A 20,653-nucleotide genomic window follows, 5' to 3' on the forward strand; every position below is an offset into this window, starting at 1 on the left:
GCGTGTTCGCGGCCCCCTTCTGTCTCGCGTCCGAGCCGTCGAGACTCGCGCCTGCGGCGCATGCGCTTCGACGACTCGGACGCGAGACGGGCCGCGAACGTCGCTCGTAAGACTCGCTCCGTCGGGGCTGAGTAGTGAGCAATGCTGCTATCAGCCCAACTGACCCCGAACGCAACCACCAGCCGCAGTGCCGACTCGCAGCAAAGCCGTCGAGGCTCGCGCCTGCGGCGCACGCGCTTCGACGACTCGGACGCGAGACGGGCCGCGAACAGGTCGCAAGTAAGACTCGCTCCGTCGTGGTCGGTGATGGCGGATCGTTCGGCACCTGATGCGCGTGTCGAGACTCGCGTCCGGGGGCGCACGCGCTTCGACGGCTCGGCTGTGTTCGATGGCCGCGCCTGCGGCGCGGACGCGGGACGGGCCGCGAACGTCGCTCGTAAGACTCGCTCTGTTAGGGCTGGGAAAGGGGCGAGCGATCGATCAACCCAGCGCAGCCTGGCCCATCGCGGACAGCGCCATGCGACGCAGTATCGGCCGGGCTCGGGTGGCGGTGGCGTTGGTCGCACTGTGCGGCGTGGAGTTCATCAAGCCGAAGCTCGCGTGGGCCTGCACCCGCGCGGTTTCCTCTGGCAGATCCGGATGCAATTGCCGCAGCACCGCTACCCAGATCTCGACGTACTGACGCTGGGTGCGACGCAGTTCGCGCCTGGGGCCGGCCGGCACATTCTCGAGGTCGCGGTCCTGGATTCGGATGAGTTCGGGCTCGCCGAGCGCGAAGTCCAGATGGAAATCGACCAGCCCGGACAGCGCCTCGCGCGCCGATCCGGTCCGCGCCACCACCGCTTTGCCACCGTCGAGCAGCCGCTGACTGACCCCGACGAGCAGTTCGACCAGCAGCGCCTCCTTATTCGGGAAGTGCCGGTAGACCGCGGGGCCGCTGATTCCGACCGCCGCGCCGAGGTCGTCCAGGCGCATGCCGAAGAACCCGCGATCGGCGATGAGCCGGGCACCCGCATCGAGCAGCTGCCCCCTTCGCTGCAGTTTCAGCTGTTCCCTGCGAGTGAGCGCGACGGGGTCGATGCTGGTCACACCCGCTCCTTTCGGTACATCTGGACATCTCGGTTAATCAACATTAACCTGAATTCCAGTTATCGGCGACTAACTGGATGGCAGGACGGCGGGATGACGGTGACCGAACAGGTCGGAGTCGACAATCGCACGGCACATGGGGCGCTACTGGCGGATCTGCGCGCCCGGCTGACCGCCGCGGCGCTCGGCGGGCCCGCGAAGGCGCGCGAACGGCATGTGGCCCGCGGCAAGCTGCTCCCCCGGCAGCGGGTGGATCAGCTGCTCGATCCGGGCAGTCCGTTCCTCGAACTCTCGCCGCTGGCCGCGACCGGCATGTACGACGACGAATGTCCCGGCGCCGGCATCATCACCGGCATCGGCCGGATCTCCGGGCGGGAATGCGTGATCGTGGCCAATGACGCCACGGTCAAGGGCGGCACCTATTACCCGATGACGGTGAAGAAGCATCTGCGTGCCCAAGAGGTCGCATTGCAGAACCAATTGCCGTGTGTGTATCTCGTCGACTCCGGCGGCGCATTCCTGCCACGCCAGGACGAGGTCTTCCCGGATCGGGAGCACTTCGGGCGCATCTTCTACAACCAGGCGACGATGAGCGCCGAGGGCATACCGCAGATCGCCGCGGTACTCGGTTCCTGCACCGCCGGTGGTGCGTACGTGCCCGCGATGAGCGACGAGGCGGTGATCGTGCGCAATCAGGGCACGATCTTCCTCGGCGGACCGCCGCTGGTGAAGGCCGCGACCGGGGAGGTGGTCACCGCCGAGGAGCTGGGCGGTGGCGAATTGCATTCGCGCACTTCCGGAGTCACCGATCATCTGGCCGAGGATGACCAGGACGCGCTGCGCATCGTGCGCCGCATCGTGGCCACGCTCGGCCCGCGCCCGGCCGCCCCGTGGGAGGTGACGCCGACCGTCGCGACGGCGAAGCCGGAGTCCGAACTGTACGACGTGGTCCCCGTCGATCTGCGCACACCGTATGACGTGCGCGAGGTCATCCACCGGCTGGTCGACGGCGGCGACAACGGCGACAATGGATTCCACGAATTCAAGGCCGAATACGGCAAGACGCTCGTCACCGGATTCGCCCGCATCCACGGCCATCCGGTCGGCATCATCGCCAATAACGGTGTGCTGTTCAGCGAATCCGCCATGAAGGGCGCGCATTTCATCGAACTGTGCGATAAGCGCAAGATTCCCTTGCTGTTCCTGCAGAACATCACCGGTTTCATGGTCGGGCGCGATTACGAGGCGGGTGGTATCGCCAAACACGGCGCCAAGATGGTCACCGCGGTGGCCTGCGCGCGAGTACCGAAGCTCACCGTGGTGATCGGCGGATCGTATGGCGCGGGCAACTATTCGATGTGCGGGCGCGCGTATTCGCCGCGCTTTCTGTGGATGTGGCCCAATGCGCGAATTTCGGTGATGGGCGGGGAGCAGGCCGCCTCGGTGCTGTCGACGGTGCGCGGAGATCAACTCGACAGCAGCGGACAGCCGTGGTCGGCCGCGGACGAGGAGGCATTCAAGGCGCCGATTCGGGAACAGTACGAACATCAGGGCAATCCGTACTACTCGACCGCACGGCTCTGGGATGACGGTGTCATCGACCCCGCCGACACCAGAACCATACTCGGACTTGCCCTTTCGGTGTGTGCGCAGGCACCGCTCGAACCGGTTTCCTACGGCGTCTTCCGGATGTGAAGGAGCGTCAGCGAGTGAACCAATACCTTTCCGAGATGAGCGAATCAGTGCTCTCGGCCCAGCCACCGCGGTGGTCTGCGGGACCATGTCGACCGGCAAGTGGTGTGCCGGTCGCCCATCGTTATCCGCGCTGGCCGGAAATAGAGTGTGATCAGGCGAAACGCAGTGCGACATCGCGCGCGACGGAGCCGAGCGTAGCGAGGCGGAGGAGCGCGCGATGATGAACAAATCCCATCCCATCGATTTCGATACCGTGCTGGTCGCCAACCGCGGCGAGATCGCGGTGCGGGTCATCCGCACCCTGCGCGCCATGGGGATTCGCTCCGTCGCGGTCTACAGCGATGCGGATGCGCAGGCCAGGCACGTGCGCGAGGCCGATACCGCGGTGCGTCTCGGACCGGCGCCGGCCCGGGAAAGTTATCTCGATATCGAGAAGGTCGTCGCCGCGGCGGTGCGCACCGGTGCCAAGGCCGTGCATCCGGGCTACGGATTCCTTTCCGAGAACGCCGCTTTCGCTGCCGCGCTGGCCGAGGCGGGCATCGTCTTCCTCGGACCGCCCGCCAGGGCCATCGAGATCATGGGTGACAAGATCGCGGCGAAGAACACCGTCGCCGCCTTCGATGTGCCCGTCGTCCCCGGTATCGCCCGACCGGGTCTCACCGACGCCGAATTGATCGACGCCGCAACCGATATCGGCTATCCGGTCCTCGTCAAGCCGTCAGCCGGTGGCGGCGGTAAGGGTATGCGGCTGGTCGAGGAACCATCGGCCTTGCCCGCCGCCCTGGCCAGCGCCCGGCGGGAGGCGGCCGCGGCATTCGGTGACGACACCCTGTTCCTGGAGCGATTCGTCACCCGGCCACGCCATATCGAGGTGCAGATCCTGGCCGACCAATTCGGTCAGGTCATCCACCTCGGTGAACGCGAATGCAGCCTGCAGCGGCGGCATCAGAAGGTCGTCGAAGAGGCGCCGTCGCCGCTGCTGGATGCCGCGACCAGGGACCGCATCGGTGCGGCTGCCTGCAATACCGCGCGCAGCGTCGACTATGTCGGTGCGGGCACGGTCGAATTCATCGTGTCCGCCGATCGGCCGGACGAGTTCTTCTTCATGGAGATGAATACCCGCTTGCAGGTGGAACACCCGGTCACCGAACTGGTCACCGGGATCGACCTGGTGGAGTGCCAGGTGCGCATCGCGGCCGGGCAGAAGCTCGCGGTGGACCAGGATGAGCTGCGACTGGTCGGACATGCGATCGAGGCGCGCGTTTATGCCGAGGACCCCGGTCGTGGCTTCCTGCCCACCGGTGGCACGGTGCTCGATTTGTCCGAGCCCGAAGGCGCCGGCGTGCGGGTGGATTCGGGCCTGCGCATCGGCACCGTCGTCGGTAGCGACTACGACCCGATGCTCTCGAAGGTCATCGTGCATGCCGCCGATCGCCATACCGCACTCGCGAAACTCGATCGGGCACTGAGCGATACTGTGCTGCTCGGCGTCACCAGCAATATCGAGTTCCTGCGCTTCCTGCTGGCCGACCAGGATGTGGCCGCCGGGAAGCTCGATACCGGACTGCTGGATCGCCGCGTCGGCGACTTCCAGCCCGCCGCGGTCGGGGACGACGAGTTCATCGCCGCCGCTGCCTTTCACTGGCTGCGGCGCTGGCCCGCGGCGGCGAGCGATCCGTGGGATATCCCGTCCGGGTGGCGCATCGGCACACCCGCGCCGACCACCATCAGGCTGGCCAGCGGTGACCGCATCGAGCACGTCTACCTGACCGGCTGTCCCGAGGCCGCCGAGGTGCACCTCAACAGCAGTGAATCAGTCTCGCTCACTGCCGATTTCATCGACCGCATGCTCGTCGTGACACTGGACGGCCTGCGCCGGGAGTATCGCGTCGCCGAGCACGACGGACAGCTCTGGGTGGCCGGGCCGTCCGGTGTCTCGGTGCTGCGCGAGGTGGCCGAGGTGAATGTCCGCGGCGGTGCCGAACACGTCGGTGACGCCGAAATCCGCAGTCCCATGCCGGGTTCGGTGATCGCAGTGCCGGTTGCCAACGGTGCCACCGTCGCCGTGGGTGCCCCGGTCGTGGTGGTCGAGGCCATGAAGATGGAGCACACGCTCACCGCACCGGTGGCGGGCACCGTCGAAGTGCTGGTCGAACCGGGCACGCAGGTCCGCCTCGATCAGCCGCTGGTGCGCATCGCCGCGACCCCCACCGAACCCGAAACCGCCGAGCGAGAAGGAATTTCCGCATGAGTGACTTTTTGTCCACCGGCACCCTGCCCGAGGACTACCGCGACCTCGCACTGACCGTCCGCGATTTCGCCAAGTCGGTGGTCGCCCCGGTAGCCGCCGAACACGATGCGAACCATACGTTTCCGTACGAGGTCGTCGCGGGCATGGCCGACATGGGTCTGTTCGGGCTGCCATTCCCGGAGGAATACGGCGGCATGGGCGGCGACTACTTCGCGCTGTGCCTGGCGCTGGAGGAACTCGGCAAGGTCGATCAGAGTGTGGCGATCACGCTGGAGGCCGGTGTTTCGCTGGGCGCCATGCCCATCTACCGCTTCGGCAACGATAAGCAGAAGCAGGAATGGCTGCCGCAGTTGACAAGTGGCCGCAATCTGGCCGCCTTCGGCCTCACCGAACCCGGCGCGGGCAGCGATGCGGGCGGCACCAGGACCACCGCGGTCGCCGATAGCGGCGAATGGGTCATCAATGGCAGCAAGCAGTTCATCACCAACTCCGGAACCGATATCACCACACTGGTGACGGTCACCGCGGTGACCGGGCAGTCGGGCGGCAAGAAGGAGATCTCGACAATCCTCGTGCCCACCGACACCCCCGGCTTCGTGGCCGAACCCGCCTACAACAAGGTCGGCTGGAATGCCTCGGACACCCATCCGTTGAGCTTCACCGATGTCCGGGTGCCCGAAGAGAATCTGCTCGGCGAACGCGGTCGCGGCTATGCCAACTTCCTGCGCATCCTCGACGAGGGCCGCATTGCCATCGCGGCACTGTCGGTCGGAGCGGCCCAGGGCTGCGTCGACGAGAGTGTGCGTTACGCCAAGGAACGCGAGGCCTTCGGTCAGACGATCGGCCGCAATCAGGCCATCGCCTTCAAGATCGCCCGCATGGAGGCGCGCGCCCACGCCGCGCGTACCGCCTACTACGACGCCGCCGCGCTCATGCTGGCGGGCAAACCCTTCAAGAAGCAAGCCTCCATCGCGAAGCTGGTGGCCAGTGAGGCGGCCATGGACAATGCCCGCGATGCCACCCAGATCTTCGGCGGCTACGGCTTCATGAACGAATACGCGGTGGCCAGGCACTATCGCGACAGCAAGATCCTGGAGATCGGCGAGGGCACGACGGAGGTGCAGTTGATGCTGATCGGACGGGAGCTGGGCCTATGACCGAGACGGACGCCCCACGCCGGGTGGTGCAGCGCGGCCTGTGGTTCGAGGAGTTCGAGACCGGGGTGGTGTACGAGCACCGGCCGGGCCGAACGATTACCGAGGCCGATAACGTCCTGTTCACCACGTTGACCATGAATACCCAGGCACTACACCTGGACGCGGCCTTCAGCGATCAGCTGCCGCCGTTCCACCAGCGCCTGGTGAATTCGATGTTCACCCTCTCTACTCTGGTCGGTCTCTCGGTCGCGCAGCTGACCCAGGGCACGATCGTCGCCAACTTGGGCTTTTCCGAGATCGCCTTCCCGAAGCCGCTATTCCACGGCGACACCATGTACGCCGAAACCGTGGTCACCGACAAGCGCGAATCGAAGAGCCGTCCCGGCGAGGGCATAGTCACCTTTTCCCATACGGCCCGCAATCAACACGGCGATATCGTGGCCACAGCGGTACGCAAGACGCTGGTACGCAAGGAACCGAAGTCAGCATGAGTTGGCACATGCCCGGACCGGCCTGGCTGTTCTGCCCGGCCGACCGCCCCGATCGCTTCGAAAAGGCCGCCGCGGCAGCCGATGTGGTGATCATCGATCTCGAAGACGGCGTCGCGTCCGCAGATAAGGCGGCGGCGCGCAAGGCGCTCATCGAGACCCCGCTCGATCCCGAGACCACCGTGGTGCGGATCAATGCCGTCGGCACCGATGAGCACAAGCTGGATCTCGCGGCCCTGGCGCGGACCGAGTATCGGCGGCTCATGCTGCCGAAGGCCGAATCCGCCGAACAGCTCGGCGCACTCGCCGACTACGAGGTGATCGCACTGATCGAATCGCCGCTCGGCGCCATGGCGGTCGGGCGAGCGGTATTGGCGCGCAATGCGATCGGAGTCATGTGGGGTGCGGAGGATCTGGTCGCCGGACTCGGCGGCAACTCCAGTCGGCATGCCGATGGCAGCTATCGCGATGTGGCACGCCATGTTCGGTCGACCACGCTGCTCGCGGCCAAAGCGTACGGCAAGTTCGCGCTCGATTCGGTGTATCTGAACATCCGCGATCTCGACGGATTGCGCGCCGAAGCACTGGACGCGGTCGCGGTCGGCTTCGACGCCAAGGTGGCGATCCATCCGAGCCAGGTGCCGGTCATTCGGGCGGCATACGCGCCGTCGGAGGACGAAATCGATTGGGCCCGCCGGGTGCTCGATGAGGTCCCGAAGCACCGGGGCGTGTTCGCATTCGAGGGCCGGATGGTCGATGCCCCGGTGCTACGGCATGCCGAGCAGATCGTACGACGCGCGAATCACACCTGATTTCCGAAGATTCTCCCCAGGAGGTAATGCGGTGCAACCACAATGGGTGCCGACCGAATCAGATATCGCGAAGGCGCGCATCACCGACTTCGCCCGGTTCGTGGCCGCGCGCACCGGAAAGTCCGTACCCGATTACCGGTCGCTGTGGCAGTGGTCGGTCGACGATCTGCCGGGCTTCTGGGCGGCGCTGTGGGATTACTTCGAGCTGGGCCCGATCGCGGGCGAGGTGCTGGCGAGCGCCGAAATGCCTAGCGCGCAGTGGTTTCCGGATACCCGGCTGAACTATGTCGATCAGGTCGTACGGCAGTCGCGCACCGATCGGCCCGCCATCATCGCGGTAACCGAGGACGCTCCGGTGCGCGAGGTGTCCTGGAGCGAATTGATCGACAGCACTGCGGCATTCGCGCGTACACTGCGCTCGCTCGGCGTGCGGCCGGGTGATCGAGTGGCCGGATACCTGCCGAATATTCCGGAGGCGGTCATCGCCTTTCTGGCCACCGCGAGCATCGGTGCGGTGTGGAGCGCCTGCGGTCAGGACTATTCGCCCAAGGCCGCATTGGACCGGCTCGGCCAGCTCGAGCCCACCGTGCTGATCACCGCCGACGGCTACCGGTTCGGCGGCAAGGCGCATGACAAGCGCGACGATATCGCAGCGCTGCGAGCCGGGCTCGATACGGTCGAGACGACGGTCGTCGTCTCCCAGCTGGGACTGCCGGTTCCGGACACACTGGCCTGGATCGAGGCGGCCACCGATACCGCGGCCGTTGTCATCGAAACCGAGACGGTCGATTTCGACCATCCGCTCTGGATCGTCTTCTCCTCCGGCACCACCGGACTGCCCAAGGGCATCGTGCACGGGCACGGTGGCGTGCTGCTGGAGCACCTCAAAGCCGTTGCGCTGCAAGCTGATATCGGACCCGACGACACCTTCTTCTGGTACACCAGCCCGAGCTGGATGATGTGGAACTTCCAGGTCGCCGGGTTGCTGGTCGGTGCGACCATTGTCTGCTATGACGGCAGTCCCACCTACCCGACTCCGGATGCGCTGTGGCATATCGCATCTCAGGTCGGCGCGACCGTCCTCGGCACCAGTCCGGGCTACGTGCTCGCCTGCATCAAGGCGGGTGCGGTGCCGCGCACCGACCACGATCTCACCGCGCTGCGGCAGGTCGGCATCACCGGTTCGGCACTGCCACCCGCATCGGCGATGTGGTTGGGCGACAATGTCGGTGACCATGTCCAGATCGCCTCGATCAGTGGCGGCACCGATGTGGTCTCCGCCTTCATCGGCGGCGCGCGAACCGTACCGACCTGGCCGGGTGAGCTCTCCGCGCCCTACCTGGGTGTCGCGCTGGAGGCCTTCGACGCCGACGGCAAACCGGTCCGCGACGAGGTCGGCGAGCTCGTCATCACCAAACCCATGCCGTCCATGCCTGTGCGTTTCTGGCGCGATCCGGACGGAATCCGTTACCACGACGCGTATTTCGACATGTTCCCCGGCATCTGGCGGCACGGCGACTGGATCACCATCACCGAACGCGGCAGCATCGTGGTGCACGGCCGCTCGGACTCCACCCTCAACCGGCACGGCATCCGCATGGGCAGCGCCGATATCTACCAATCGGTCGAGCGCCTCCCCGAAATCACCGAGGCCCTGGTCATCGGCGCCGAACAACCCGACGGCGGCTACTGGATGCCGCTGTTCGTCACCCTTACTCCCGGCACCGACCTCACCGACGAGTTGAAAACCCGCATCAACACCACCATCCGCACCGAGGTCTCCCCCCGCCACGTCCCCGACGAAATCATCGTCGCCCCCGGCATTCCGCACACCCGCACCGGCAAGAAACTCGAGGTCCCCATCAAGAAGCTCTTCCAGGGCGCGGATCCGACCCGAGTCGTCGAACGCAGCGCCGTGGACAATCCCGAACTACTCGACTGGTACGCCGCCATCCGCCCCACTCGGAACTGAACCGGCGGTCATCGGGCACGAAGAACATCAGCACGGCTCCTGCTCTCGGTGAGCATGAGCCGCTCACGATATCTGGACAACTCGGTTGTTCGGCTTCTTTCGCCACCACAGCATTTCTGCCGCTGCGGCACTCGGAGTGACGGTGTCGAACGACTTTGCTCAGAACCGAAGTTCGCGAATGGTGTTGAGGTCGATGCCGTGGTGTGCGTAGATCTTGATCGTGTTCTCGCCGGTGAGGTCGGGTTCGGTGTAGCCGAGAAGTTCGGCGGCCCTGATCACATCCTCCTTCGTAGCCGCCTCGATCTCCAGGTACGGCGGGATCTGCGGCCACGTGTCGATCTCGAGTTGCGCGCCGTCGAGTGTGAAGCTGGCCCGTGTGTTTTCCTGGTAGGACTTCGCGGTGAAGCCCAGCATTTCGAGCAGGGCGTTGGTGGTGGCGAAGTCGTCGACGGTCACTTCTACTTCGTGGGTGCCGTCGATGGCGTCGCTGGTGATCTCCTTGACCGCCAGCGTGGTTTCATTCCCGTTGTCGCGCAGCCTGATCCACTTGCGGTCGACGCCGGGTGCGATGTCGTAGACGTAGCGGCGCATGAGTTGTTCGCCGAGCTTGCGCCCGCCTTTGTCCAGGATGCGCTGTTCGATGGTGTCGGGATCGATATCGAGTACTTTGGCTTCGTGCTCAATGGGCATGGGGCCGTCCTTCCGGGGTCGGTCGATGAGTTGACGTTATCCGGCCCGCCGGGTGGTGAGCCGGCGGTACTCGGCATTACGCAAGGCAAGGATCTCGCCGCGCAGCGGGCTGGTCAGGAACTCGGCGATCGGCAGGCACAGGTCCATACGCTGGATGCATACGCCGACCTGAAACGCCAACCTGGTCGTAGTACAGCCGGACGTATCGGAAACGATCAGAGCGATCGGAGCTGTACGTCGGGCTACGACACGCTGCGCATGAGATCGACCGCTTCGGTCATCCCATACCGCTTCTCCAGGTTGGTCAGCAGCTCGTCGACCGATTTCGGCGGATTATGGAACCGCTCGCTGATGGTCCGTACAGCGTGCAGCGCGATCTCGGGGTTCGTGGCAACAGTATCGGCCGCGAAATCAGCGGGCTTGATCACTCGAATGTGATTGGGCACTTCGGCTTTTGGGAAGTCCTTGACGTTGTCGGTGACGATTCCTCCAGCTCCACCAACGACTGCAGCGGCAAGCACATGCTCGTCGTTACGATCGGGAAGCCCGAAGGTGCCCTCGTGGGGTTCCCAGTTCTCCACGAGGGCATCAGCGAATACAGAGCGCATCTGCTCCACCAATCGTGCGGCCTTCGCCTCAGCGGGTGCCTGATCTTCGCCTCTCTCAACGAGTTTGAGAGCTTCGTGGTACTCGAGTTCCCCGAGGATCAAGTCCGACCATAGCGGCCGATATAGCGTCTCGATCGCCAGCGAGAGCAGCAAATCTCGCTACAGACTCGGCCACAGCACGCAAGTATCGAGAACGACGGCAAACAAGCGACGATTGTGTCAGCCCTTGGCCTTTCGTCGCGCTGCCATAGCACGGCGGGCTTCCTTCAAGCGCTGGCGAACCACTTCGGGATCGTCGGTGTCGTCGATGTCGACGCTGGTCGCGGCAAGTACTGCGTACTGGCGCTGCCGGTGTTCTTCTCGATAGCTCAGGACGTCGTGCAACCGTACCCGTCGCCGGTTGCCGACTCGCTCTGCAGGCAGCTGTTCGTTTTCGATCAGCTTGACCACAGTAGGGCGACTGACGCCCAACAAGTCGGCGGCCTGCTGCGTGGTCAAGCTCATGCTGTGCGGCGCGACCGTGACCGCTTTGCCAGCCTGCATTGCTGCCACTACCTGCACCAACGCCTCGTGCACTTCCTGGGGCAGCTCGATACGTTCCCCGCCGCCTGCACCGACCAGCGCGTAGCTGGGCTCAGCCTGCGTTCCTCGTCGCTGTGCGTGCGCGGTCAGGAAGTCGAGCACCGGTGCCAACTGCTCAGGCTGCCGCTGCGGCAGGAACGTCCGCTCCTCGATCGCCATCGCGGTCATGATATCCATCCCTCCTGCCAACCAAGCGAAAACTACACAAGATGTTTCGAATGCTTCGAATAAAGCCTCCCGTGCTAGCTAGGTTTTGACAACACCCAAAACGCACGATTGGGTCCGCCCTCGCGTTCGAAACCTGCCTGTTCGAGGTACCCCGGATATAGCCGACCCGCATTACCGGCCCTCACTCGCGCGGCCAGCTGCGCGAGAGTGCCGCAGCGGGTGAGTCGAAGTCGTTGCTGGCCAAGGAGTTCGGCATCAGCCGTGAAACTCACCGGGCAATTCCCATACCACTCGTCGATGATGAGCCGATGCCGGTGGTACGCCGCCATCCGCCCTCCGGCCAACAACTGAACCGGCGGGCGTGCCGCCTATCGGCTCACCAGAAGACAGATCGAGAATTCTTTCGCGACCTACCCCAGGTATGGCTGCGGGCGCTGGGCCGTGATTGCTAGCGTTCGTCCTCGGCGTTGCAGTTTGGTCGAGTTCTGGGGGTGAGGCTTGCGCGGTGACGGCATAAATGAGGTTGTGGTTTCGACTCGGTGGGCGGTGCTTGCACTCATCGGCGGCGTGGGCGCACTGATCGTGCAGGCTGTGTTGGTTCCGTTGCGGGCCGCACCGCAGTTCGGGCTATTGGTCAACCAGGGTGATCTGGAGATCTACCGCAGCGGCGCGTTCCAGGTGTTGCATCTGGATCCGCTGTACGCGGCGCCTGTTCCGCCGGGTGGTTGGTTCACCTACCCGCCATTCGCGGCGTTGTGTTTCATTCCGCTGGCGCTGGTCTCGTTCGGGATCGCGAAGATCGTTTGGTTCGCGGTCTCGTATTTCGCCTTGTGGGTCACTGTCTGGCGGTGCTGGCGTGTGCTCGGCTATCGCGGCGATGTGCGTCTGGCGGTGTTCTGCCTGGGTTTGTCGGCGATCGCGGTGGATGTCGAGGCGGTGCGCGGGACGTTGTGGCAGGGGCAGGTGAATCTGGTGCTGATGGCGATCATCGTGTGGGACTTGACGCGTCCTGCGTCAGCTCGTTTGCGGGGCTGGTCGGTCGGGGTGGCGACGGGCGTGAAATTGACTGCGATCGTGTTCGTTCCATATCTGGTTATTACGCGGCAGTGGCGTGCGGCAACCGCGGCAGTGGTGACCACAGCTGGCACTGTGCTGTTTGCGTGGTTGGTGGTGCCGATCGACTCTGGTGATTACTGGTTGCACGCGGTGCGTGACGTGAATCGGATCGGGCCGGTGACTCATCCGGGTAACCACTCGATCAACGGGGTTCTGGCGAATGTCTGGGCGCCGAGCACGGTACCGACGTGGGTTTGGCTGCTGTGCGTAGCGATCGCGGCCGCACTCGGCTTCGCTGCCGCATGGGTGGCCTACCGATTGCGGGAGGGGCTGCTCGGGCTGATCGTGACGGGGCTGATCGGCTGCGTGATCCCGCCATTGGCGTGGAGCCACCACTGGGTGTGGTTCGTGCCGCTGCTGACTCTGCTCCTGCACTACACGATTCGTGAGCGCTCCCGTATCCGGCTCGGTCCGGCGCTGGCTATGGCGGCGGGCGGGGCGGCTGTGTCGATGTGGTTCACCACCAGAATTTTTGCCGAGATCGAACGGCTCGGCCTCACCGACGCACCGAGTTACATCCCGGCGATGACTGCCGCCGTGCAACAGATGCCGCAATGGTCACGGGCTGTCGTTTGCGGTGTCCCGCCAGCGGTCTATCTCGTGGTGGTGATCGCTGTCCTCGTTTACGGGCGGTCTCGCCAAGCCTCGAGCGCCATTGACGTACAGGCTCCGGTCTCGAGTCCTTGAACCGCCACAGGGGCACGAGTTTTCGCTCCACTCGGGCCTGCCTCGACTATCTGGCGAACGGCTCAGTGAATCTCTGTTTGCGGAACACCTCAACGGAACAACCACATGAGATGTTCTGCCGATCGTCGGGCCGCATACCGACTACTCGAAAAGATCTCTCCCCCAGAATGTCTGGGAGCTGTCATCGTGGAAGGAGGTCGGCCAGGATTTCGCGCGCGTTTGTCCACAGCAGTGCGCCGCCGACCTCAGGCATATAGTGCCGGATGACATTCGGGATTCGAGCAGCGAGGGTGGCCCCGTGGTCCGGAGAGTGAGTGGGGTTGCTGTCTCGGCCGCCGTACCACAGATGCACGCGGCTGGTGAGATCCTCAACCCGGAACGGCCAGCGCGCGAAGTGCAAGACGGTGTCGCGCGCATAGCCTGCCGAGCCCTGGGCGAATCCGGCGTCCAGAGCGCGGCGGAACGCCTTCGCGAACCGTGGTTGCAGATAGATCTCACGGTCCACATCGGGACTGCCCTCGATGCTCAGCCGCCACAATGTCTCAGCACTGCCGAACCGTGCGAATTCGGTTTCGGCACCGGCGGGGTCGGCGGCCACCAGGTCGACCAATCGTCGCACCTCGGGCGACAGGCCCAATCCCGGATGAGCGAGCTCATCACCCCCGGACACGATCGCTACTTCCGAAGTCAACCCCTGCGCGGCACAGGCAAGAGCGAACGGCGCCCCCTGGGAAAATCCGACGACCGCAGGCTCTGTGAAACCGAGTTGCCGCACGTCATCGACCCAGTCCAGCAGTGTACGCCCAGGTGCCCACGTGGAATTCCCCAGACCAGGCCGCTCCGCTGACACAAGCCTCACTCCCAACTCAGCCAGCACGTCCGAGCCGAATCCCAGCCACCGCCCCCATCCCGCCCCAGCGCAGAACAGAACCGGTGTCCCGTCCGCCGGGCCCCACTCCGCCCACGCCAACTCTCGGCCATCTCGCAATACGGTAAACCCCACCCGCGCAGGATCCTCGACAATCACATCCACGCCACTCATGATCCGTATCTGGAGGGATGTGATCAAAAGAGGGTGTCACGGCCCCGTGGAGCTGTGATGGTGTCATCGATCGTGTTCGGAATGGGCGATGGCCAGGTCGACCACGGGCTGGTATGCGGCGATTCGGTCCGAGGTCCACGCAGTAGGACCGACCGCTGCTCGTCGGTAGCGATCCGGTAGATCAGGGCTCGGATCAGCATCTGGCCCCAGTCGGGAAGATGCGACCATCGTGTGGCCAGCGTAGGTGAGGCTCCGAACCAGCACAGGGCGTCAGCGACAACGACGGCCCACGACGCGGGCCGCCAGTGGGCCGCAGCCGCCAACGCCATCGTCTTCGCCCTGCTGCTCCCCAGCACCACGCTCCGACACAGACGCTGAGCCTGGGATGACGGAGCACTCATAGGCAATGTGGCTATAATGGAATTCAGAAAAATAGCCATATGAGGGAGAGCAGCGTGGACATCGGCATCCGGGAACTACGCGATAACCTCAGTCGCCATCTGAGCGAGGTCCGGTCCGGACATTCGGTGACAGTCACAGACCACGGGCGACCGATTGCCCGCATCGTGCCCGTCGGACGGCCGACACGGCTGGAGCAACTTCGCGCCGAAGGGCGTGTGCAGCCCGCTCGCAAGAAGAAGCAGCCCTCGCCCGAGCCGATCCATGGAGAGGGCATGGTCAGCGAACTCATCGAAGAGCAGCGTCGGTGATCGGCTATCTCGACACGTCGGCCTTCGTCCCGCTGCTGGTCAGGGAGCCGAGCAGCAAGGCATGCCGCCGATTCTGGGATGACGCCGACGCCGTGGTGTCGAGCAGAATGCTGTATGTGGAAACCGCGGCCGCACTCGCGCAGGCGCATCGTATGGCGCGCCTGGACGACCAGGCGTACGCGTCGTGCCGACGGCTGCTGGACCAGCTCTGGCCACAGCTCGAGATCACCGAGGTCGATGAGGCACTGGTCCGGCGCGCGGCCGAACTCACCGACCTCCTCGCGCTGCGCGGGTACGACGCTGTGCACTGCGCTTCCGCCGAACAGTTGGAGGACAACGATCTTGTCGTCGCATCGGGCGACAAGCGCCTCCTCGATGCATGGAAATCGTTGGGGTTGGCCACCTTCGACACCAATGCGCCCGACGAGACCGCCTGAACCCGAGCGCTGACGCCGAAACGGACCCGAGCTCGCCCACATGCGCAAATCAAACCGACCTGGACTGCTGGTGCGGTCGGGAGTGTCGATGCCATGGCGGCATGAGTACGGACAGCACTACTCACGTGTTGTCGAGGCTGCCTTGCGGCACGACCCAAACATGCGGTTGTCTGGTGACAGCGGCAATGTGCTCGAAGTCGGCGTCGTAATGCACCAGTACCGCGCCATGGAACTCGGCGACTGCCGCCGTCAGCAGATCGACGATGCCGGCGGCCCGATGCTGGCTTTTGCGCGCCATCAATTGCTGGACCTCGCGCGCACGGTCGGCAATGGTTTCGTTGATGGGGAGGTTGACGTAAAGACTGCGACGGCGTTGCGAAATGTTCTGCACGTCAGCAAGATTGCGGCCCGAGTAGCCTGCTTCCAAGTCGACAGTGACACAGGTCGCCGCGGCACGATCGGCGATGAGGCCGGCCAGCACGACGCGCACTACCTCGTGCCTGAGTCGAGCGCTCGCAGAGGTATCGATGAGGTGCAGTCGGAGGGGAGTAGCTTCGGTCACCGGCGAGCCTGGTCCATGACCTCGGTGTCACCGATATCAGGCCCCACGCCGAATCCATACGGATCGTTCAGAGCCTGGTCGATTCGGCGCCTGCGTTCCGCAACGAACTCCAAGGCCGCGTTCACTGTGTCCTTCTTGGTGGTTGTGCCCAATTCCTTGGCCGCCAAGGCTAGAGCTTCATCGTTCACATCGATCATCGTCTTCATATACCCAAGAATATATTCCGGGAGATATTCACAGCAATACGACCTCCCGGGTTCGGCTGCATGTCAGCCGCACCCACCTGCGCAAATCAGACCCACCTGGACAGCCGGAACGGTCGGGGGTGTCGATACCATTGCGGCATGAGTGTCGACAACCGCGGTACGGCGCGCAAGGCGGTCAGTGGCGACTCGGCACCGCGGGAGATTCGGCGCAGGCCGAAGAATCGGCGAGCTCAGATCGCGGCGGCCTCGGCGGCCGCGTTCGGTGCGCTGGGCTATCACAGCGTGAGCATGGATGACATCGCGTCCGGACTCGGCATCAGTTCGGCGGCACTGTATCGGCACTATCCGAGCAAGTACGCGCTGTTCCGCGAGGAATTGCTGCGGGTGGGCCGGGTCATGACGGAATCGGTCGAGTTGCCGGAGACGGCGGCGGGCCAGGGGATGGCAGCCGACGCAGTCGGCGGGGTGGGTGAATTCAGCACGCCGGAGCGGCGGTTGCGCCATGTGCTCGACGCCCTGATCGGCGTCACGATCGAGAATCGGCCGACCGTTACCCTGGTCCGCTGGGAGGGCCGCTATCTCGAACCGGAGGATCTGACGGTCCTGACCGACCAGCAGCTCGTCGTCCTCGACGCGATCGGCGTGCAATTGGCCGCATTGCGACCGGAACTCGCCGAGGATGAGCTGCGGGTATTGCGCGCCGCCCTGCTCAGCGTGGTCACCAGCATCGCCGATCACCATGCCAGCCTGCCCGCGAAATCCCTTGCCCGGCTGTTGAGTTCGTCCTGCTGGTCGATCGTGCCCGCCGAATTGCCCATGCTGGAAGCCGATGCCGAACTGCCGGTGGCGGCGGAGATTCCGGATTCGTTCAAACATGAGCTGCTGCTACGCAAGGCCGTCGAACTCTTCCACGATCGCGGTTACCCGAATGTCAGTGTCGAGGAAATCGCCACTGCCGCAGGACTTTCCGCCGCTTCGGCGGTGTACCGGTTCTATCGGGGCAAGAGCGATCTGCTCGCGGCCGCGTTCAGACGGGCCGCCAACCGGGTTTCCGGCGCGATCGGCCCGGCGGTGGCGGCGGCGGCCGATGCCGAAGAGGCACTGACCATACTGATCCAACAGTACGTCGACGGATCGTTCGCCGAACGCGAGTTGTCCTTCGTGTATTACACGGAGTTCCAGCATGTTCCGAGCGACGAGCGCACCGTGCTGCGAAATATCCAGCGGCTCAGCGTCGAGGAGTGGGCGCGGCTGCTGCGCGATGTGCGACCGGAGCTTTCCCCCGCCGAGGCTCGCTTCCTGATTCACGCGGCCTTCGCGTTGGTGGTCGATTTGGGGCGAACCTTCAGCACCGAACCGGTCGTCTCCCCGGCCCGGGTTCGATTGCTCATGCAGCTGGTCCTGTTCGGCCGCCCGGCCCGCTCGTAGTCTGCCCCCTCACCCCGATCCGCTGCCGATCGCCGTGCCCCATATGTTAGCGGACATTCTTAAGCTGTTGAACTTGAATTGCCAATGCAATAAACGAATTATAGGTTTTTTGTGATCTTCCGTTCAATTCGATTCCAGCCCTGGGAAGAGGCATCGAGTAAACGTCCGGTTGGGCTAACATCGCGGGATGGATGCCGAGGATCGTCGCGCAACCGAGCACCCGACCGCAGGCCGCGCCACGCAATCGCGCGAGGTACGCCGCCGCCCGCGCAACCGACGAGCGCAGATCGCCGCGGTCTCCGCGGAGGCCTTCGGCTCGTTCGGCTACCACGGCGTGAGCATGGAGGACATCGCCTCGCGCCTCGATATCAGCTCTACCGCACTGTATCGGCACTATCCGAGCAAATACGCCCTGTTCCGAGAGGAAGCGCTGCGACTGGCCGGACTGAGTACCGAGGCCGTGCGCCTGCCCGAGCAACTACGTGACCGGCCCGCCGTCGAGCGCCTGGACCACATCCTCGCTGCCCTGATCGCGGCCTCCATTGCGAATCGCCGCAGCGCCGCACTGCTGCGCTGGCAGAACCGCTATCTGGAAGACGCCGATCGCCAGATCCTCATCGATCACCTGATCACCACCGATTCGGTCGCCCGCGAACTGCTGGCCGAGACCCGCCCCGAGCTACCCGACAGGGACCGCACGGTACTCTCGGCCGCCGCGATGAGCGTCATCGGCAGCATCTCCGATCATCATGTCGCGGTGCCCGTGCGCGCGTTGGCGACCCTGCTGCGCTCGGCCTGCCATGCGGTAACCGCGTGCGCTCTGCCCGCACCCCGCGATGACACCGAAGCCCTTGGCGCGAAAGAGGTTCCACTCACCTTCAAACACGAGCTGTTGCTGGTGCGGGCCATCGAACTGTTCCATGAACACGGGTATCCCAATGTGAGCGTGGAGGATATCGCCAATGCCGCGGGCCTACCCGCCTCCTCGGCGGTCTATCGCTTCTACCGCAGCAAGGGCGACCTACTCGCCGCCGCGTTTCGTCGTGCGGCAGACCGGGTTTCAGCCGCCATCGGACCCACCATAGCCGCATCGGATACCCCGGAACAGGCGCTGACCACCCTGATCGAACGCTATGTGCAGGGTTCCTTCGCCGAGCGCGAGCTGACCTTCGTCTACTACGCGGAGATCAGCAATGTGCCCACGGAGGATCGCACCGTCCTGCGAAATATCCAGCGGCTCAACGTCGAAGAGTGGGCCAAGCTACTCATCGGCATCCGACCGGAACTCACCGCAGCCGAATCGCGGGTGCTCGTGCACGCCGCGCTGGCACTGGTCGTCGACCTCGGTCAATGGCTCGGCCCCGATAACCCGCTGTGCTCACAGACTCGCATCGCACACTTGATGCGAGTCATCCTCTTCGGCCGTTGATCGCGGCTGAGTCGCCGAATCTCGAACGGTCGGCGTCAGCGCACCCGATGCATATTCCGCACATCCGATTGTCGAGCTGCCAGATGGCGTGTAGTCCACCTCAGCAGGTCGCCGGCGCGGGCTCGCCGCGCACCCGGCCCTCGAGCCACGCCAGTACCTCGGGGGCGCCCATTACCGCCGCGGACAAATGCTCGGGTGCAGGCACCTCCATCGTCTGCAACCGCACCCCGGCATTGCACCAGTGGCGGTTGGTGGCGTTGATGGCATCGATCGGAACCAGCGGATCGGCCGGCGAATGCCATTCGAACATCGGTATTGCCGGCACCCCGGGATAGAGCTCCAGACTGTTCTCCTCCACCACCGACCGGGCGACGCGGCTGTCGACCCACGAAGTGGTGGTGACGTAATCGCCAGCGCTGCCGTTGGCGCCGACGGCGAGGATGTCGTTGGTGCAGCTGTTGGCCATGGCACCACGGAGATCGAGGCCACGCTCGTTGAGAACCGAGCCGGTCTGCAACTGGTCCGGATACTCCCGCTCCAGACCGATCGCCGCTGCCATGGCCAGCCCGAAGGCCGGGTGCGGCGCGAAGCCCAGCGCCTGCGCCATCTCCACCAGGTTCATCGGGGCGCCGCCGATGGCCGCGCCGGCGAGTTGCAGCTCAGATGCGTACGACGGCTGCAGCGCTGCCGCCCATGCGGTGGCCAATCCGCCACCGGAGTACCCGGCCAGCGTCACTGGGCTGTTTTGCACGGCGAGTTCGGGTATCCGTTTCACCGCCCGGATCCCGTCCAATACAATTTGGCCACCCAAACGCGCTGCTCCGAAGGCGAACTGCGGTCCGAGATGATCCGGCATCGCGATACTCCAACCCTGCTGCAGCACCGCATTCAACATCCCCACCGACGCCGACAGATTCAGATCGCCACTGTAGAGCTTGTGCGATACCGCGCACTCGGTACCGAGCGAATTGATGAAATGCTGATACGACAGCAACGGCGCATCGGGCTGATGGAAGAGTGGGGTAACGACCGTAGTGGTTGCCGCGATCGGCGCGCCGTGCGAGTCGGTGGACCGGAACTTGACCAGTGTGGCAGTGGCGCCGGGGAAGAGGGGCACCGGCGGCAATGCCCGCACCTCGAGCACGTCACCGGGGCCGTGCGCCCCCAGATCCGCCGGGGCGGCGTAGAACGGATCCGGATCGGGCACCGGATACAGCGGCGCCGCGATTGCCGTAGGCGCCAGCAGCAGCGCGAGTGCCACACCCCCGAATGCACCGAGGACACGGGACCAACCGCGGCGCATGCTGCGGGGGAAAAATAGAAACAGACGAGTCACGATCTATACCTCCACGAGTTGTGCGGGGCATCCGTCGACTAGCCAGGCCGCATTACAGGCAACTGTTGGCAAACTTACAGCGACACGCCGCAGAGGGAGCGAAATACGACAAAAATTGGTCAGTTGCCCGATCCCGAAGCCGAAGTTGAGGATCGCGTCCGCAAGCGCTTGAACTGGTGTGATGAACA

At 64.7% G+C, this 20,653-nt stretch carries 20 protein-coding genes; 11 read left to right on the forward strand and 9 right to left on the reverse strand.

The window, feature by feature from the left end:
• Window positions 1–480 precede the first annotated feature (480 nt).
• A complete protein-coding gene (locus tag AB0J29_RS34560) occupies window positions 481–1,089 on the reverse strand; it encodes a TetR/AcrR family transcriptional regulator (RefSeq protein ID WP_364794990.1) in 609 nt (202 codons plus the stop codon).
• A 93-nt stretch (window positions 1,090–1,182) separates the two neighbouring features.
• Here AB0J29_RS34560 and AB0J29_RS34565 point away from each other — a divergent pair, with 93 nt between their 5' ends.
• From AB0J29_RS34565 to AB0J29_RS34590, 6 genes are all read left to right on the forward strand, one after another.
• Window positions 1,183–2,784: a carboxyl transferase domain-containing protein gene (locus AB0J29_RS34565; protein ID WP_364794992.1), complete on the forward strand. Its 1,602-nt coding sequence runs from the start codon at window positions 1,183–1,185 to the stop codon at window positions 2,782–2,784.
• A 217-nt stretch (window positions 2,785–3,001) separates the two neighbouring features.
• Window positions 3,002–5,035 (forward strand): biotin carboxylase N-terminal domain-containing protein, encoded by a 2,034-nt coding sequence (locus AB0J29_RS34570; RefSeq protein WP_364794993.1) that lies wholly within the window; start codon window positions 3,002–3,004, stop codon window positions 5,033–5,035.
• Window positions 5,032–6,192, forward strand: coding sequence for an acyl-CoA dehydrogenase family protein (locus tag AB0J29_RS34575; RefSeq protein WP_364794995.1), 1,161 nt, complete (start codon window positions 5,032–5,034; stop codon window positions 6,190–6,192). Before AB0J29_RS34570 ends, AB0J29_RS34575 begins: the two co-directional genes overlap by 4 nt.
• The gene (locus AB0J29_RS34580; protein ID WP_364493665.1) at window positions 6,189–6,683 is read left to right on the forward strand and encodes a MaoC family dehydratase; all 495 of its coding nucleotides are present in this window, start codon (window positions 6,189–6,191) and stop codon (window positions 6,681–6,683) included. Before AB0J29_RS34575 ends, AB0J29_RS34580 begins: the two co-directional genes overlap by 4 nt.
• The gene (locus AB0J29_RS34585) at window positions 6,680–7,492 is read left to right on the forward strand and encodes a CoA ester lyase (RefSeq protein WP_364794996.1); all 813 of its coding nucleotides are present in this window, start codon (window positions 6,680–6,682) and stop codon (window positions 7,490–7,492) included. The genes AB0J29_RS34580 and AB0J29_RS34585 overlap by 4 nt, the downstream gene beginning before the upstream one ends.
• A 31-nt stretch (window positions 7,493–7,523) precedes the next feature.
• Window positions 7,524–9,464, forward strand: a complete 1,941-nt coding sequence (locus tag AB0J29_RS34590) for an acetoacetate--CoA ligase (RefSeq protein ID WP_364794998.1) — start codon at window positions 7,524–7,526, stop codon at window positions 9,462–9,464.
• A 159-nt stretch (window positions 9,465–9,623) separates the two neighbouring features.
• Here AB0J29_RS34590 and AB0J29_RS34595 read toward each other — a convergent pair whose 3' ends face one another.
• The 4 genes from AB0J29_RS34595 to AB0J29_RS34610 all read right to left on the reverse strand — a co-directional run bounded on the left by AB0J29_RS34595 (window position 9,624) and on the right by AB0J29_RS34610 (window position 11,503).
• Window positions 9,624–10,154, reverse strand: a complete 531-nt coding sequence (locus tag AB0J29_RS34595; protein ID WP_364795000.1) for a CYTH domain-containing protein — start codon at window positions 10,152–10,154, stop codon at window positions 9,624–9,626.
• A 36-nt stretch (window positions 10,155–10,190) separates the two neighbouring features.
• Window positions 10,191–10,334: a hypothetical protein gene (locus AB0J29_RS34600; RefSeq protein WP_364795002.1), complete on the reverse strand. Its 144-nt coding sequence runs from the start codon at window positions 10,332–10,334 to the stop codon at window positions 10,191–10,193.
• 62 nt (window positions 10,335–10,396) lie between these two features.
• The gene (locus AB0J29_RS34605) at window positions 10,397–10,915 is read right to left on the reverse strand and encodes a PIN domain-containing protein (RefSeq protein ID WP_364795004.1); all 519 of its coding nucleotides are present in this window, start codon (window positions 10,913–10,915) and stop codon (window positions 10,397–10,399) included.
• Between the two features lie 66 nt (window positions 10,916–10,981).
• Entirely contained in the window at window positions 10,982–11,503 is a 522-nt protein-coding gene (locus tag AB0J29_RS34610) for a helix-turn-helix domain-containing protein (RefSeq protein WP_364795006.1), read from the reverse strand.
• Between the two features lie 534 nt (window positions 11,504–12,037).
• Between AB0J29_RS34610 and AB0J29_RS34615 the strand changes: the two genes are divergently transcribed.
• Window positions 12,038–13,315 carry a glycosyltransferase 87 family protein gene (locus AB0J29_RS34615; RefSeq protein ID WP_364795008.1) on the forward strand — a complete coding sequence of 426 codons (1,278 nt, stop codon included), beginning with the start codon at window positions 12,038–12,040 and terminating at the stop codon, window positions 13,313–13,315.
• Window positions 13,316–13,496: 181 nt separating this feature from the next.
• Here the strand turns inward: AB0J29_RS34615 and AB0J29_RS34620 are convergent, their stop codons facing one another.
• The gene (locus AB0J29_RS34620) at window positions 13,497–13,985 is read right to left on the reverse strand and encodes a hypothetical protein (protein WP_364795010.1); all 489 of its coding nucleotides are present in this window, start codon (window positions 13,983–13,985) and stop codon (window positions 13,497–13,499) included.
• Window positions 13,986–14,797: 812 nt separating this feature from the next.
• Here AB0J29_RS34620 and AB0J29_RS34625 point away from each other — a divergent pair.
• Together AB0J29_RS34625 and AB0J29_RS34630 are read left to right on the forward strand one after the other, a co-directional pair.
• Window positions 14,798–15,067: a type II toxin-antitoxin system prevent-host-death family antitoxin gene (locus AB0J29_RS34625; protein WP_364795012.1), complete on the forward strand. Its 270-nt coding sequence runs from the start codon at window positions 14,798–14,800 to the stop codon at window positions 15,065–15,067.
• A complete protein-coding gene (locus AB0J29_RS34630; RefSeq protein WP_364795013.1) occupies window positions 15,064–15,504 on the forward strand; it encodes a type II toxin-antitoxin system VapC family toxin in 441 nt (146 codons plus the stop codon). The genes AB0J29_RS34625 and AB0J29_RS34630 overlap by 4 nt, the downstream gene beginning before the upstream one ends.
• A 121-nt stretch (window positions 15,505–15,625) precedes the next feature.
• On the opposite strand, the gene AB0J29_RS34635 is transcribed toward AB0J29_RS34630, so the two are convergent.
• Window positions 15,626–16,066 carry a PIN domain nuclease gene (locus tag AB0J29_RS34635; RefSeq protein ID WP_364795015.1) on the reverse strand — a complete coding sequence of 147 codons (441 nt, stop codon included), beginning with the start codon at window positions 16,064–16,066 and terminating at the stop codon, window positions 15,626–15,628.
• Window positions 16,063–16,272, reverse strand: a complete 210-nt coding sequence (locus AB0J29_RS34640) for a type II toxin-antitoxin system VapB family antitoxin (RefSeq protein WP_364795016.1) — start codon at window positions 16,270–16,272, stop codon at window positions 16,063–16,065. The genes AB0J29_RS34635 and AB0J29_RS34640 overlap by 4 nt, the downstream gene beginning before the upstream one ends.
• 138 nt (window positions 16,273–16,410) lie before the next feature.
• Here AB0J29_RS34640 and AB0J29_RS34645 point away from each other — a divergent pair, with 138 nt between their 5' ends.
• Both AB0J29_RS34645 and AB0J29_RS34650 read left to right on the forward strand, forming a co-directional pair.
• Window positions 16,411–17,700 carry a helix-turn-helix domain-containing protein gene (locus tag AB0J29_RS34645; protein WP_364795017.1) on the forward strand — a complete coding sequence of 430 codons (1,290 nt, stop codon included), beginning with the start codon at window positions 16,411–16,413 and terminating at the stop codon, window positions 17,698–17,700.
• A gap of 187 nt (window positions 17,701–17,887) precedes the next feature.
• On the forward strand, window positions 17,888–19,129 hold the full coding sequence (locus AB0J29_RS34650; RefSeq protein WP_364795019.1) for a TetR/AcrR family transcriptional regulator: 1,242 nt from the start codon (window positions 17,888–17,890) through the stop codon (window positions 19,127–19,129).
• Between the two features lie 100 nt (window positions 19,130–19,229).
• Here the strand turns inward: AB0J29_RS34650 and AB0J29_RS34655 are convergent, their stop codons facing one another.
• Window positions 19,230–20,465, reverse strand: coding sequence for a lipase family protein (locus AB0J29_RS34655; protein ID WP_364795021.1), 1,236 nt, complete (start codon window positions 20,463–20,465; stop codon window positions 19,230–19,232).
• Window positions 20,466–20,653 lie beyond the last annotated feature (188 nt).

It is taken from the genome of Nocardia sp. NPDC049707 (assembly GCF_040674855.1).
GTDB lineage: Bacteria > Actinomycetota > Actinomycetes > Mycobacteriales > Mycobacteriaceae > Nocardia.